Origin of the sequence: Nonomuraea sp. NPDC050733 (assembly GCF_040654215.1) — a bacterium.
In the GTDB taxonomy this organism is placed as follows: Bacteria; Actinomycetota; Actinomycetes; order Streptosporangiales; family Streptosporangiaceae; genus Nonomuraea.
Map to the genome: position 1 here is coordinate 1 of NZ_JBFAHO010000032.1, position 13,761 is coordinate 13,761.

Annotated in this window: 14 protein-coding genes and 1 pseudogene; 9 read left to right on the forward strand and 6 right to left on the reverse strand. The window is 68.1% G+C overall.

Features of this window, described 5'->3' with window-relative positions; genetic code table 11:
- A partial coding sequence (locus AB0H64_RS33835; protein ID WP_357632754.1) for a hypothetical protein occupies positions 1 to 468 on the forward strand: 468 nt, incomplete at its 5' end.
- 143 nt (positions 469 to 611) lie between these two features.
- Positions 612 to 935, forward strand: coding sequence for a hypothetical protein (locus tag AB0H64_RS33840; RefSeq protein WP_357632756.1), 324 nt, complete (start codon positions 612 to 614; stop codon positions 933 to 935).
- 226 nt (positions 936 to 1,161) lie between these two features.
- On the opposite strand, the gene AB0H64_RS33845 is transcribed toward AB0H64_RS33840, so the two are convergent.
- The gene (locus AB0H64_RS33845) at positions 1,162 to 1,293 is read right to left on the reverse strand and encodes a hypothetical protein (RefSeq protein ID WP_357632758.1); all 132 of its coding nucleotides are present in this window, start codon (positions 1,291 to 1,293) and stop codon (positions 1,162 to 1,164) included.
- Between the two features lie 306 nt (positions 1,294 to 1,599).
- A complete protein-coding gene (locus AB0H64_RS33850; protein WP_357632760.1) occupies positions 1,600 to 2,973 on the reverse strand; it encodes a pentapeptide repeat-containing protein in 1,374 nt (457 codons plus the stop codon).
- Positions 2,974 to 3,307: 334 nt separating this feature from the next.
- Between AB0H64_RS33850 and AB0H64_RS33855 the strand changes: the two genes are divergently transcribed.
- From AB0H64_RS33855 to AB0H64_RS33885, 7 genes are all read left to right on the forward strand, one after another.
- Complete coding sequence (locus AB0H64_RS33855; RefSeq protein WP_357632761.1) at positions 3,308 to 4,222, forward strand: hypothetical protein; 915 nt, start codon at positions 3,308 to 3,310, stop codon at positions 4,220 to 4,222.
- Positions 4,222 to 4,830, forward strand: coding sequence for a hypothetical protein (locus AB0H64_RS33860; protein WP_357632763.1), 609 nt, complete (start codon positions 4,222 to 4,224; stop codon positions 4,828 to 4,830). Before AB0H64_RS33855 ends, AB0H64_RS33860 begins: the two co-directional genes overlap by 1 nt.
- Positions 4,831 to 5,254: 424 nt before the next feature.
- Positions 5,255 to 6,121, forward strand: a complete 867-nt coding sequence (locus tag AB0H64_RS33865; RefSeq protein WP_357632765.1) for a thermonuclease family protein — start codon at positions 5,255 to 5,257, stop codon at positions 6,119 to 6,121.
- A gap of 111 nt (positions 6,122 to 6,232) precedes the next feature.
- A complete protein-coding gene (locus AB0H64_RS33870; RefSeq protein ID WP_357632766.1) occupies positions 6,233 to 6,721 on the forward strand; it encodes a GNAT family N-acetyltransferase in 489 nt (162 codons plus the stop codon).
- A 297-nt stretch (positions 6,722 to 7,018) separates the two neighbouring features.
- On the forward strand, positions 7,019 to 7,768 hold the full coding sequence (locus AB0H64_RS33875; protein WP_357632768.1) for a ParA family protein: 750 nt from the start codon (positions 7,019 to 7,021) through the stop codon (positions 7,766 to 7,768).
- Positions 7,765 to 8,595 carry a hypothetical protein gene (locus AB0H64_RS33880; protein ID WP_357632770.1) on the forward strand — a complete coding sequence of 277 codons (831 nt, stop codon included), beginning with the start codon at positions 7,765 to 7,767 and terminating at the stop codon, positions 8,593 to 8,595. Before AB0H64_RS33875 ends, AB0H64_RS33880 begins: the two co-directional genes overlap by 4 nt.
- Before the next feature lie 787 nt (positions 8,596 to 9,382).
- Positions 9,383 to 10,021 (forward strand): alpha-ketoglutarate-dependent dioxygenase AlkB, encoded by a 639-nt coding sequence (locus AB0H64_RS33885; protein WP_357632772.1) that lies wholly within the window; start codon positions 9,383 to 9,385, stop codon positions 10,019 to 10,021.
- Between the two features lie 158 nt (positions 10,022 to 10,179).
- Here the strand turns inward: AB0H64_RS33885 and AB0H64_RS33890 are convergent, their stop codons facing one another.
- The 4 genes and pseudogenes from AB0H64_RS33890 to AB0H64_RS33905 form a co-directional block, all read right to left on the reverse strand.
- Positions 10,180 to 10,698: a pyridoxamine 5'-phosphate oxidase family protein gene (locus AB0H64_RS33890; RefSeq protein ID WP_357632774.1), complete on the reverse strand. Its 519-nt coding sequence runs from the start codon at positions 10,696 to 10,698 to the stop codon at positions 10,180 to 10,182.
- Between the two features lie 95 nt (positions 10,699 to 10,793).
- The gene (locus AB0H64_RS33895; protein WP_357632776.1) at positions 10,794 to 11,498 is read right to left on the reverse strand and encodes a hypothetical protein; all 705 of its coding nucleotides are present in this window, start codon (positions 11,496 to 11,498) and stop codon (positions 10,794 to 10,796) included.
- Positions 11,499 to 11,512: 14 nt separating this feature from the next.
- Positions 11,513 to 12,252 (reverse strand): annotated as a pseudogene (locus AB0H64_RS33900) (transposase family protein).
- A 254-nt stretch (positions 12,253 to 12,506) separates the two neighbouring features.
- Complete coding sequence (locus AB0H64_RS33905) at positions 12,507 to 13,760, reverse strand: YwqG family protein (RefSeq protein WP_357632778.1); 1,254 nt, start codon at positions 13,758 to 13,760, stop codon at positions 12,507 to 12,509.
- Position 13,761: the final 1 nt, after the last annotated feature.

Genomic DNA, 13,761 nt, shown 5'->3' on the forward strand with positions numbered 1-13,761 from the left:
CCCACCTGGTCGGCGAGGACGCCGCCCGAGTCCAGGACGCCATCTACGCGGTCACCGAGACGGCCTCACAGGCCCTCGCCGTCGCCGTCGGCCTGGCACCGGCACCCCCGCCCCGCGAGGTGCCCGGCCTACAACCTGCTCACCGATGCCGAGTGGGAGCCGCTGGCCGACGGCGCCCTCGCCCGCCGACTGGCCTACGGCTGCGAGCTGCAGCCCGGACACCCGGGCATGCATGCCGCCCAGGCGCAAGGCGAAGCGCCGTCTCGGGACACATGGCTGCGCTGGGGCGACGGCACCCGGGAACTGGTCGAGCTGCCCAACTGCAGAGCCGTGCGACGCGGGCCGGACCCCAAGGGCGTCGACGACGAGGGCTGCAGCCTGTTCGCCGACCACGCCGGCGCGCACGCGGTAGGCGAATGGCTCGAAGACCTGGAGCTGGAGCCGGAACACCGCTACACCGGCCGCTGACCTGGCCGAACATGGCACGGGACCACGGGCATCCTGTGGTCCCGTGGATCGGGCCGGCGCGGTCATCGATGGGCCCGCGCGGATCAGATGAACGAGTCCGCCACATCGGGGCTGACGGATGCGCCACGGGGTAACGTGCCGACATGTCCGAGTCCGGCCCTGACCTGATCGTCCGCGTGCGCGAAGACCTCATCCGGGCCGGTTTCCACCTGGACGACCCGGAGAGCGGCACCTCCGTGCGGGCCGGTCTGCACGTGTACGCCGTCGACAGCGGGGTGGTGGTCCACTGGCGGCCCTCCGACCACGTGGGCGCTCTGCCCAGCCGGGGCGACGGGGCCGAGCCCGCCGAGCAGACGCTGCGCACCGCTGTTCACCTGGCCCTGGTGGGCCTGCTGGCCCAGGCTGGGCACACCATCACCCAAGACCCCGGCAGCGGCGACATCATCGTCATCACCCGGCTGCGCTGAAAGCGGGCCGCCTGCGCGGCGATACCGGCCATTTACCCTGCGTGCCTGGCCGGTTACTGGTATTCAGGTGCCTGTGCGGCCCGGCTGGGGGAGCCGGTTCGCCGAGGCCCGGGGCGCCCCGGTCGAGCTGCGGACCCCCGGGAGCGCCCGCCGCGCTGACAGGGCCGCACGGCAGGGTGCGTCCCGGTCCGGACGGTTCTCGTGTCCGCGCAGAGTGACCGAGCGATCACTGGTATGCAGGAGGCGCGGGCCGGTCGCTGGAGGGGCCGCCGGCCCGCACCCGGCGCGCGGCCGCGAGGTGGGCGGCGGCTTGGTCGAGCTCGGCGGCCAGGCGGGCGAAGGTGGCCAGCTGTCGCACATGAGCAGCGCGCGGGGAAGCCCGGCGTCACCGGGTAAACGCATCACGAGGCGGGCGAGTGAGCCATGCCCTGGGCGTATTGAAGATGACGTTGTGATGTGGCGTTCGTCACATGCGACCCGGAGCGAAAGGGTTCGTCGCTCCGGTCAATCGACACCAGGCGACACCAGGCGACGCCGAGCGACATCATCCGTTGTCGTTCAACATCACCTTCGGCGGGCGCGATGTTCGGAGGGCTGCGGCGGGCCGGTGTTCAATGCCACGCCGGCCGAGGCTTTGACCTACGCTTGTACTAGCTCAGTCGCGCTAACGCTCCCGCAAGTTACTGCCCGGCCCCTCCGCAGCCCCGTCCGCCCGGCCGGCGCCGGCCGGGTCCCGCGTCGCTCCGGCGTCGGGCCACCCCGCCGGAAGCACCAGCCCGGCCGGCGCCGGCCGCGGCAATCCCATCGGCGGCACGCTCCACTCCTCGGGGCTCGACAGGTTCACCCGGCCGCCGGAGAACTCCGCGTCGTTGAAGGCGACCTGGCCGCCGGAGAAGTCCGCCTGGTCGAAGGCGACGTGGCCGCCGGAGAACGTCGCCTGGTTGAAGGCGACGTGGCCGCCGGAGAACTTCGCGAAGCCGAAGGCGACCTGGCCGCCGGAGAACTTCGCCTGGTTGAAGGCGACCTGGCCGCCAAAGACCAACGCCGTGATGAAGGAGACCCTGCCGCCGGAGAACGTCGCCTGGGTGAAGGCGACTTGGCCGCCGGAGAACTTCGCGAAGCTGAAGGAGACGTCGCCGCCGGAGAACGTCGAACGACCGAAGAAGACGCCACCGCCGGAGAACTCCGCCTGGTCGAAGGAGACGTGGCCGCCGGAGAACGTCGCGCCGCCGAAGAAGACGAGGCCGCCGGAGAACGTGGCGTTGTTGAACGAGACGCGGGCGCCGGAGAACGTCGCGCCGCCGAAGAAGACCCGGCCGGCGGAGAAGATCGCGGCGTCGAAGGAGGCCCGGCCGCCGGAGAACCTCGCGCGGGTGAAGTCGCCGCCGTCGAAGACGACGCCGGTGAAGTCGAGGTCGTGGCCCTGCCAGGAGACGCCGGCACCGTCGCGGAGATGGGCGGCGATGAGGCGGATGATGGTGTGGCGGACCTCACGCATCCCGGCGAAGGCCAGCCCCTCGTCCTGCGGGGCGTCGTCGGCCGGCTGAGGGGCGTACGGCATCCGCAGGTAGGCGCACAGCACGTCGATGCAGGTCTGCCGCAGCTCCCGGGTGGGCGCGTCGTCGGCCAGCCCGGCCAGCGCGTGCACGCCGGCCAGCCGCACCGCGGGCGAGTCGTGGCCGAGCTGGCCGGCCGCGGTGGTGAAGCGGTCGTTGTGTAGCTTGGTGGCCTCGCGCGCCTCGCCCCGGTGGGCCCGCTCCTCGCCCTGCCGGGCCAGCACGTGCGCGGCCTCGGCGAGCTGCTGCGCCGCCTCGGCCACCTTCTGCCGTCGGTAGGCCACCACCAGCGCCACCAGGCCGCCCAGCCCGGCCACCACCGCAAAAGCGATCTTCAGCAGGTCGAACAGGGTGGCCGCGCTGACCTGCGCCTCGGGCTTCATCCCTTCCGCGCCCAGCAACACCAGCCCGCCGACGATCACAGCCGTCAGCAGCACGGCCGCCGCGCCGCCCACAAGGGCGAGCGCCGGTCCCACCGGCATCAACCGCAGGCCCGGGAGATCCTGCCCCGCCTCTCGACGCCGCGCCGGTCTCCCGCTCCCCACCGGCTTTTCCATCTCGCCCATATAGGCCCATACGTGCAGGTAGGGAGGTCGTTACGCCGCCCTAGCCGGACCTGCATGAAACGTCGCTCTCGCAAGTTATCGTCCGGCCCCTCCGGACCGCCTCCCGCCCGGTCAGCGTCGGGGTGCCGCGCTGTATTGGCGCGGGAAGACGGACAACCATCCCCCGCCGACTTCGCACCAACGCGCCCTTCGTCAGTAAATAGCTGACGAATCGAGATGTCAGCCTTAGGCTGACGATCTGGAGGTGCGTATGAGCGACACATCGGAACCGACCTATGAAGACGCCCCGTACACCGAGCTGTCCCTGGCCAAGCTCGCCCTGGCCGCCACCGCGCAGGAGCTCGCCGAGTTCGCCGCCTCATTCGTCGCGGTGTACCCGGGCCGCCCGGACGCGGTGGAGGATGCCGCCCGGTGCCTCGCCCGCGCCCAGGAGCTGCTGGAGCGTGCGGTCATCGCGCAGCGAGCCGCCGGCGACTCGTGGGAGGACATCGGCGCCGCCCTGGAGATCACCAAGCAGTCCGCTCACGCCAGGTTCCGCAAGGCCTCCGAGGAATGGGACGCCGCGATCAAGCGCCCCGAGGTGGTCTCCGAGATGTACGGAATCACAGGCAGGCTGGAGACCTACGTCGACAACCGGATGCCCGCCGGCACCGCCAGCCCGCAGGAGACCGCCGCCAGGTTGGACCGGTGGGCCATCGCGCACGCGGCCGCCGACGGCCGCGACATCGACGACCGGCCGGTGTCGGGACGCATGGTCCGGATGGATCCGCTGACGGAGCTGATGACGCTCACCGACCGTTCAGCCGCCATCCGGGAGGAGTTCATGGCACCCCCGCCGCACCTGATGGCCGAGATCCAGGAGCGAGAGGCGGTCCTCTGGGAGCGCATCGCCGCCGCCGGCGGCCGCTCGGCCCGCGATGCCACCAAACACGCGGCCCAGGCCCGCGAGCGCGCCGCCACCTACCGCGCCCAAGACGCCCACCTCAAGGCCATCGCCGACACCCAGACCCCCGCCGGCCACGCCGCCGAGCACGCCCAGCGATGGCCGAAAGAGATCTGGGGGCCCTACCGGCTCTTCCCCGACCTGGCCAGCGCCCGCGACTGGTGCGCCCACTGCAACGTCTGGATCGGCACCTCAATCCCAGCCGAGAAGGAGAGCGACTGATGACCGCGCGCCGCGTCCTGCTGCCGGACCTGGACGACGACCACACCCACGCCATGACGCAGCTGGAGGAGCTCCTGCTGGGACTCCCCGACGAAGACGACGTCGAGCCCGGTGAGCTGCCCGCGCCACTCGCCGACGACACGGCCCTGGAGGCGCTGCGGCGGCTGTGGGACGCGATCGCCCCCACCCAGGGCCAGCGCGCCATCGCGGCGGGCCTCACCGGCCGCCTCGTCGCCGCCGACGGCTACGAGTTCGTCCCGCTGCGCCTGGTCGACGTTGACCAGGACGACGTCGCCACCCTGTCGGCCGCCGCCCGCGCGCTCGGCGCCCCTCACCCCAGCGACGCCGTCCGCGACACCTTGGAACTCGGCCGCGCCGACATGCCCGCCGGCGAACTCATCATGCGCGCCGCACGGCTCGCCGGCCTGCTGGACCTGGACGACACCCCCGACACCGCGCTGCTGCGCGAGCGCCTGGCCGCCGCCGGCCCCGCCGACGACGTCGTCCTCACCCCGGCCGAAGAAGACGCCTACCGGCGCACCGTCGACCGGCTCAACGGCATGGGCGACCCGATCGAACGCTTCCGCTACGACGGCGGACGCACCTGACCTACCCCCACCGCAAGGAGCGCCTCCGTGGCCTACACCACCGCTCAGATCACCGAGAGGGCGCAGGACATCTGCGGCTGCTAGATCTGCGGCTGACGGCCGACGCCCGACATCGTTGCCGACACCTGGAGTTGGCCGGACCCGTGCCAGAGGTCAAGGAGCCTAATTGGGGACGCTTGCCTGGATCTGTCGGGATCGTGACCTAGCCCATCTGTGCGTCGCCGATCTGCAGGCCCGTGGCGCTGACCATCATGCTCTAGATAGTGCGATCGTTCCGGCGATGTCATATCTGACATGGCAGCCCCGGTCTGAGGCTACTGAGCAGTAACCCTGAGGCATGCGTGTCACTAGGCAACGAAAGGTTGATCAGCTGCGATGTTGCTGCTGGCAGGTTTTCAGCCTTCGATGGTGCAGGAGCGCAGTGATGGTGGATCTCGGATTCGTCGGCCCCAACCGCCCCGCGCAGGACTACCGCTTCCTCAAGGTGACCGATGGCGACACCCCAGCGATCGAGATGTCGATCCGGATGGTGTCCATCGACACCCCGGAAAGCGAGTACGGCGGCAGCCCGCCCACCGCCCAGGCCACCCTGGAGCGGGCCAAGGCCCGGCTGCAGGACAGCGCCTACGACGCCCTCCCCCAAGACCTGCGCGACTACCTCATCGCCCGCATCACGCCCGACGCCGCCCAGCGGCACCTGACCGCCGGCAAGCTGGCCGCCGAAGCCCACAAAACCATGGTCACCACCAGACTGGCGCGGCCGGACGGCTCACAACGCAAGATGGCCGTCATCGCCACCGGCGAGCTGGTGGAGAAGAACGGCCGGCTGCTCGCCTACACCGCCCCCTGGTTCTCCCGCACGCCGTCGGACCCGCTGCCGCCCCGCGACCACCCGGACCGCAGGACCTTCAACCTCGACATGGTCGCGCTCGGCTGGGCAGCCACCTTCATCATCTACCCATCCATCCCACGCACCGCCGACCTGAACCTGCTGCTGGAGGAGGCCGAGCAGGCCTGGCAGCAGCAGCGCGGCGCCTGGGCCCAGTTCGGGCCGGATCTGCTGCTGGGCTATGAGTACCGGACCTGCATCAAACTCGGCACCCGCCACCTCGACGACCCCGCAGAGACGATCGCCAGCGCCTTCCAACGGGTGTGCGTGGACCTGCGCACCCTGACCGAAGTCGGCCTGTACGGCTACCACCAGGTCCCGCCCGCCCAGCGGCTGTGGATCTGGGCCACCGACCTGGAGCAAGCCCGCAAGGACCTGTCCCTGCCCGAGCCCACCCTCTGATGGTGTCGTGAGCGGCTCAAGGCCGAGCGAACGACCTGCTCGACGCTCCACTCGGGCCCGCGTGGCAGACGTGGCGCCATCAGGACGCCGACGAAAGGTACAGCCCCCGACGTGACCATCACGGTGAAGCCCGCAACCCCCGACCAGCTCCCTGCCATCGCCGGTCTGCTCGAGGAAATGGACCGCTTCTACGGAGCGGCAGAGTTCGACCCGCTCGACGTCCGCACTAGGCAGATCCAACAAGCCCTGTTCTCAGACTTGCCCGCCGGCTACGCCCTTCTCGCCTGGGACGATGACGAATTGGTCGGCATGGCCGCCTATGCCTTCCTGTGGCCGGCCGAGGGTCTCACTCGCTCTCTGTACCTCAAGGAGTTGTACGTCCGCGAGTCGGCGCAGCGCCGCGGCGTTGGCGTAGCGCTGATGGAGGCGCTGTTCGAGCTGGCAACCAAGTACGAGTGCAGTCGCGTGGAATGGACCACGGACGCGGGCAACGCTGGCGCCCAGGCGTTCTATGAGGCGCTGGACCAAGTCCAGCTTCCGACCAAGGTGTTCTACCGGGCGGACGCTGCGGCCATCGACCGGGGGTTGCCGCGCGACTGACTTGTCGCCACGAAGGCCGCTGAAGAGCCGCCATTACCGATGGTGGCCCTTCAGCCTTTTGTTCCCGGTGTTTTCGTCCCGGTGTCTCTAGGATGGTGCCGCGTGCCGCCCCGGGCGCGCACGACCTCGCAGGAGACGAACGATGAAGATGTTGCACACGGGCGGGTGGTCACAATGAGTCTTGCCGACACGGCAGCGCCTCCTCCTCCTACAGGGGACGAACTCCCCGAATGGCTCCAGCCCCGAGTTCCCGCAGGGTTCAAGCGCCTCGCCACACCGGCCCGGTTGTGCTGCATCATGCAGAAGGGCGGCTCTGGGAAGTCCACTACCGCAGTCTGTCTCGCCTGCGAGCTCGCGTTGAAGGGCCTGCGCGTCCGCATCTGGGACGTGGATGCTCAGCTCGGCGGCACCACACACTGGCTCAGGCCGCAGGTTGATGACGGTGCCGGCGAGCCTGCGAACCTGCTTCACCTCTTCATGGGCGAGGCGTCGCCTGACCAGGTGACCTACCCGACGCGCGTGCCGGGCTTGTACGTCGTGCCGTCGTACACGTCGCTCAAGCAGGTGGAGCTCGCCCCGCCGCCGGGCGTCGAGCAAGTCATCGACTGGGCTATCAACCACACCAGCGAGCCGTTCGATGTCGAGATCACCGACTGCGGGCCCGCGCTCGGACAGCTCTCGGTGGCGGCGCTCGTCGGCGCGCCGAACGTTGTCATCCCGCTCAAGGCGTCGGGGTTCGACCTGAACGCCCTTACCGAGCTGAACCGCACCCTCGCCCTCACCAAGCAGCGGCTTGCCCCGCAACTTCAGGTCGTTGCCGTCCTGCTGTCGGAAGTGCTCAAGTCGAACCTCACCAGCGAGGTGTTCGACGCTCTGTGCAACGACTACCCCGGCTCGCTCGTCATGGGTATCCGGCAGTCGGTCAAGGCGCGGGAGGCGTCCCTAGAGTCCATCCGGCTGCCGCTGCACGAGTACGCGCCCAGCGCGACGGTCCGCAAGGACTTCCAGTACCTAGCCGCACAGCTCGTGGAGGCGGGCGCCGCATGAGTAGCAAATCGTCAGGGCCGCGTTTCAACATCGGATCCACGAAGCCGACCGCCGCCACCAGCGTCCTGGACGAGCTGATCGGCAAGGTGCCCACCCAGGCCGCGCCGGTCGCCTCCGAAGGTGAGATCACCGGCACCGTTGTGCCTGCCCCGGCTGTTGCCAAATTTGGCAACGAGCTGGAGCCGCCCACGCTGGAGGAGTGCGAGCAGCACATCCGCACCGTCACCACCCAGTGGTTGATCGGCGTCGGCCGCGCACTGCGGGCAATCCGCGACCACGAGCTGTACAGTCAGGCCGGGTTCGACTCGTTCGGGTCCTACCTGCGTCACCGGCTCGACATGGGAGCGCCGCAGGCTACCCGCCTCATCCAGGCCGTCCCGGTCGTGGAAGCTCTCGAGGGACGCACCGACCGGGAGATCAAGGAGGGGCAGGCCCGCGTTCTGGTGCCGGTGCTCAAGCACGGCGAGCACGCCGTGCGGGAGGTGTGGGACGCAGCCGCACGCTCCGGTTACCCTTCGGCGAAGGCACTGGAGCGGGCGGCCCGCGATAAGGGCTATCTCGACGCCCAGCCAGAGGACGAGGAGCCCGCAGCCCCGCCCGCGCCCCCGGAGAAGCCCGCGGTGTGGAAGCGGTTCGAGCCAGTACTACCGGTGGTGCGTGACCTGCGTGCCTTGGCGGATCTAACCCGTGAAGCGCCGGAGCGCAGCATGGAGCTGGCGTTCGATCTGGCCCGGGCGTTTGAGGAGATCAAAGACGACCTGCCGGATGAACTGCGCGCCAAGTTGGAGAAAGCCGTGCTGGAGGGCACGCCGCCGCACAGCCTGTAGTCGGCAAACGCGAAGGGCGCGTGCCGTACGGCACGCGCCCTCGGCATGTCAGATGGGCAGCACCGCGATCCGTGAGACCGGCATGGGCGACCGCGGACGCCAGGCTCCGGGATTATGTTGACCCAGCCGTGCTCGGCAAGCACCTCCTCCAGCCAGACGGCGACCTCCTCTGGCGACATACCGTCCCTCGGGGGCCGCAGCACTTCGCCCTCCGCAGCGCCGGGCAAGCTCGGATGCCAGCCGCCAGCGGGGCCGGGACGACCCCAAATCCATCTGAGGGTGGCATGCCGCAGGCCAGCGCCGAAGACGAGTTGGTCCGAGGTCGGGGTCACCAGAACCTCGCACGGGCGGATTCCGTCGCAACACGGTGATCGCTTACTGGCGGCGGCCAGCATAGCGAGCCGACTGGGGTTCCGTATCCCCCGAGGTTGCGGGGATAAGGAAACCCGGGGTCGCAGGCGAGAAGAACGCCCGCGTGGGGGACACGAAGCCGAGCACGATCAGGCCGGACCGGTAGTCTCGGCTGATGGCGAAGATCTTGGTCACCGGGATGTTGGGCACCGGCAAGTCCACGGCGTTAGAGATTCTGGCGGCCCGGGGTCATCGCGCCGTCGATACTGATACCGACCAGTGGAGCCACTGGGTGACCCTGTCGGATGGATCACTGATTGGATGTGGCGGGAGCCGGCCATCAGCGACCTGCTCGCCAATCACCGTGAGGGCGCCCTCTTCGTGGTCGGCTGCATAACGGCACAGTCTGACAGTCGTGCTGGCTACTGTTTCCGGTATGCCGGAGTCTTTCGATCAACTGTCCTTTGACGCTGGTGACGGTCTCCCGGCAGCATCTCGCGATGAGATGGTGCCGGGATTGCGCTACATCGCCGGCTGGCTTGCTCCCGACGCCTGCGCGTCGTTACTTTCATTCATCGACGCCGCCGAGTGGTCGACACAACTGCGACGACGCGTGCAGCACTACGGCCACCGCTACGACTACGGCCGCCGAAGTGTGGCGAGGAATCCCCTGGTCGCCGCTGCTCCACCGATCCCGGCATGGGCACAACAGCAGGCCATGCGCCTGGTCCGCGAAGGAATCATGGACAGCGAAGCCAACCAAGTGATCATCAATGAGTATCAGCCGGGGCAGGGCATCAGCGCACACGTCGACTGCGTGCCCTGCTTTGGCCCGGTCGTCGCCGCGATCTCTCTGGGCTCCGCTTGCGTCATGGACTTCACCCATCCTGCAGACGGTACGAAGGTGCCGATGTCTCTCGCTCCCGGCAGCCTGTGCGTCATGTCAGGACCTGCCCGATACACCTGGCGTCACAGCATTACCGCGCGCAAGAGCGACCCCACTGCGGCAGGCCGCATCCTGCGCACGCGGCGTGTGTCCATAACCTTCCGCACCCTCATCGACCCCGCGCCCTAACCGGCCAGCAGCCCTCTCCCCAAGGCTCACGCCTCGGTCAGGGTGATCGACACGGCACTCCGTCATCGCGCACGTTGCGCTCTTAGCCGTCGTCATACAGCCAGACACCCAGCTCAACCAGTCACTGCGGAAGAGCTACACCCTTCTTGCTTTCAGCCTCAGTCCTCCTGCCGCTTCCAGAACTGACGCGGTGCATACCCGCTTCGTCGAAGCCAGTGTTCTGTGTAGACGATCCGATCAGCTTCGACAACGGTCAGAGGGCCGGACGGGGGTTCGTCGAGCGGACGCGAACGCTCCACATGATCCGACTGCCACCTGAACGCGGGCCAGTAGTGCGAGAACTCCGGGTCATCGATACCGAGAACGCGGGCTCGTCCGAAGACCTGGGCGCCTCGGCTGCTGGCCTGTCCCACCAGCGGAGCGAATATGCCGATCGAGACCCTGGGGTCTGCGGCTACGTTCCGCATCTTGGGAGACGTGGGCACCGCCGTGAACATGAGCGCGAAGCCGAGGTGGAAGTAGCGCACGGGGGTCGCCAGCGGCCCGTCAGCTCCCGATGTCGCCAGGACGCACATGTTCTGCGATGAGAGCAGGTTCAGGATGCGCTCTTCCAGCAGCTCTCTGTCCAGGCGCTTGGTTGGTGACGGACCAGCCAGCCATTCATTGGTTACGGGCATAGCAGAGGGTCTCATAGGACATACAAGGCCCGGCACGGTGCCCCTGTTAGCAAGAGTGAGGGTTTTCCAAACTGAAGTCGCAGCTCGTGGGTTTGTCAGACCGTCCATCGCGGGGCGTACTCCAGGTGGATGTCCTGCCCGCCACCTGGATCCAGATTCGGCCAGTAGAACAGCCGGCAGACGTGATAGTTGCAGCCGCCCGAGATGTACAACGAGGTCGCGGCAGCGGGCGGCCCTTCCTTCGCCACGGCGAAGAAGTGACGGGCCGGCTGCCGAAAAGCCGCAGCGCTCCCGGTCAGAAACAGCGTCTCGGCGTGCACGCGCTGGTGGAGTGTGTCCTTGTTCTCCTGGTAGTTCAGGGCTCGGTAGTCGATCTCCTCGTCGGCGGGCAGGTCGGTGTCCGGCACACGTGCCGTCCGTGTTTCGCCTGGAGGGCTTCCCGCGGTGATCCGCTTGCGTACCTGCTTCCAGCGGGAGGGCGGGAACTGCAGCGAGTGGTGGACCAGCACGAGATCAAGCGGCCGGTCCGGGCACCTCTCCTCTTTGTCCCAGTCGGGGTTGATCCCAGGGGCGGGCGGAGTGGCGCGCATCGGCAGGTAGACCAGAGAGCGTGGCGATCGGGCTGCGAGCAGCCATAGCGCGCCGATCCGTCGGCCATCGGGCCGGTCCACATACATGTCATACCGCTTGCCGGTATCGTAGAGTGCCCCATTGGCCAATGGTCTGGCCGGGCGGATCACCCGGAATTCCGAGGCTCCCAGCTGCACTCGGTGAATGGTGATCTTCACCTGCACGATCATCGGTTCCTTTCACCTCAGGCTGCCTGTGCGACGCGGTGGTTTTGAAGGACGGCGATGGCCTTGCACAGGTGGCCGGCCTTGGACGGGCTGCAGCGTAGCTTGCGGAGGATCTTCCAGCTCTTCAGCTGGGCGTTCGCGCGTTCGCCGGGTCCGCGGAGCTTGGCGTGGGCGCGGTTGGCCCGTTTCTGGGACTCTGGCTTGTGCTTGCCCTTGTACGGGGTAAGAACCGGGCCTTCGGCCCCTTGATCCGCCTTATCCGCCAAGGTGACGATGCCCGCCTGCTCCAGCGCGCGCAGGATGCCCCAGATGCGGGCGGCACTCAGATCATGGGCCATGCCGGGCAGGGCTCCGGACGTCCACAGGATCGTTCCGTCCCGAAAGGCGATGACCTGCACATGCATGCCATGCACGCGGTGCTTGCCGGAGAAGTAGGGACGGTCGGCCTTGACCCGATCGGTGCGGATCAGCGTGCCGTCCAGTACCAGGTAGTGCAGCCCGTCTCGCTTCGCCTTGCGCAGCGCCGGGCCCAGCTTGGGCGAGCCCGCCGACAACAGTGCCACCGTCTCCTCCACGTACCGCCACGCGGTCGCCGTCGACACCCCGAAACCGGCCGCGAGCTCGGCATAGGTCTCGCCCTTGCGCAAGTAGACCAACACCAGCAGAGCCTGCCGTCCGGGTTGAGCCGCCGCCAGATCGACCCGATCACGACGGTGGGGGTTGTGGTGATCAACCCGTCTACCAGGAGCTTCTTCACGTCACCGGCCAAACACCGGCATCGCGATCATGCTGTGACCCCGGGCACTCGCTGGGAAGCCTGAAAAAGGTTCAGTGTCAGCAAAAGGCTGTTCGCGGACACTCAACTTGGTGACGAACATGTCATTCAACGTGAGGACGGGCACGCATAAGAAGGCCCCAACAGCGTGAAGCTGCTGGGGCCTTGGTGTGCAGGCTGACGGCTTGATGTGCATCATGTCGTTCCGACTGAGAACGGCAGAGACCTGAAGGCAGTCAATGCATTTGCCACACACCGTGAGCTCGGGTGAAGTCGCGTGCTGCCAGCGCGTCGCGTGGGATGAAGATGTAGACCAGGCCGTTGTCGCCGAGTTGAGCGTCCGGTTCGGAGTCGATCTGGGCCAGGAGCTGCCATTGAGTAGGTGGCGTGCTCGGTTCGGCGGTTGCGCAGTGTCGCCACGGATCGTCCTGCAGGGGGTCGGCGTAGCCGAGCAGGCGGTGCCGGGGCCGGTCATCCTCATCTAACGGGGGATGGAACTCGTTGAGGAACTCTATGAACGCCGCGAATTCCTCGCTCGGATGGGTCGGGTCATCGCCGCTGAGGTCCAAGCCGGTGAGGTCGTGGTAGAAGGGGCTGTCCAGTGGGGGCAACGTGGGATCCACTGCCGGGATCATCACACGGTGCGGGAGTGTCTCGGCTCCTGCGGGCGGTTCTGTGACGATCAGGTCGTGGGCCTGGGGCGGCTGGGTCATGACCAGGACTCCTGAGCCGTAGGTCATGTCATCCCAGGCGATGTCACCAGTGAGGTCGGCGAAGATCTGCAGCAGTCCGGCCGGGGGTAGCACTCGCTCGTCATCGCAGCGACTCGTCTCGGCCAGATCGATCTGCGCCAGGAGGGTCATGGGGTGGTTTCGGCGGTGTGGCCAGAGTGCGCCCGGCGGCAGCTCGGGGACGCCGCCCAGGTGGGTGCGACCTGCGGTCATGCCGTCGCGGCGGGGAATCAGGGCGATCCCGGTCCGGCGCAAAGCCACCAGCGCGTCCGCGTGCTCGCCTAGCCTGAGGTCCTGGCACACAGCCCGGATCCAGTGCTCGTCGTTGGCGGCCTCGGCCTCCGCGGCCCACGCCTGCATGGTGTGCGGATCGGCGAACCGCTCGAGAAACTGCGTCGTGGTCTGTGCCTGGTCGTCTTTCAGCACAACCTGGGAGAACCCCAGCATGCCGGGCGTCATGGACAGTCCGCCTGTCCGGTCGACGACGCAGGCCAGTAGGGACGGCAGCGACCGAACCCACCCCTGAATATAGGCGTAGGTTCGGCCGAGTGTCTGCCCTGCCGGAACCAGCTGGACAGTCTGCTCTGCGCATTCGCCGGTGTCGTCGTTATGCAGGCACAACCTCACGCCGAGGGATCCGTCGCTCGCGAGAAAGAGGCCGGGCTCGGCAAGCTCCAAGCGTGCCTGCTCATGCTTGGCGGGCAAGCCTGCTCGTAACAGCGCTTCCAGCGTTTCCACGCTCACATCCTGTTCCCTCACG

Bases quoted from the DNA above. Each gene is read 5' to 3' on its own strand.
- AB0H64_RS33840 (WP_357632756.1), top strand. From the start codon at position 612: ATGTCCGAGTCCGGCCCTGACCTGATCGTCCGCGTGCGCGAAGACCTC.
- AB0H64_RS33850 (WP_357632760.1), bottom strand. From the start codon at position 2,973: ATGCCGGTGGGACCGGCGCTCGCCCTTGTGGGCGGCGCGGCGGCCGTG.
- AB0H64_RS33855 (WP_357632761.1), top strand. From the start codon at position 3,308: ATGAGCGACACATCGGAACCGACCTATGAAGACGCCCCGTACACCGAG.
- AB0H64_RS33860 (WP_357632763.1), top strand. From the start codon at position 4,222: ATGACCGCGCGCCGCGTCCTGCTGCCGGACCTGGACGACGACCACACC.
- AB0H64_RS33865 (WP_357632765.1), top strand. From the start codon at position 5,255: ATGGTGGATCTCGGATTCGTCGGCCCCAACCGCCCCGCGCAGGACTAC.
- AB0H64_RS33875 (WP_357632768.1), top strand. From the start codon at position 7,019: ATGCAGAAGGGCGGCTCTGGGAAGTCCACTACCGCAGTCTGTCTCGCC.
- AB0H64_RS33880 (WP_357632770.1), top strand. From the start codon at position 7,765: ATGAGTAGCAAATCGTCAGGGCCGCGTTTCAACATCGGATCCACGAAG.
- AB0H64_RS33885 (WP_357632772.1), top strand. From the start codon at position 9,383: ATGCCGGAGTCTTTCGATCAACTGTCCTTTGACGCTGGTGACGGTCTC.
- AB0H64_RS33890 (WP_357632774.1), bottom strand. From the start codon at position 10,698: ATGCCCGTAACCAATGAATGGCTGGCTGGTCCGTCACCAACCAAGCGC.
- AB0H64_RS33895 (WP_357632776.1), bottom strand. From the start codon at position 11,498: ATGATCGTGCAGGTGAAGATCACCATTCACCGAGTGCAGCTGGGAGCC.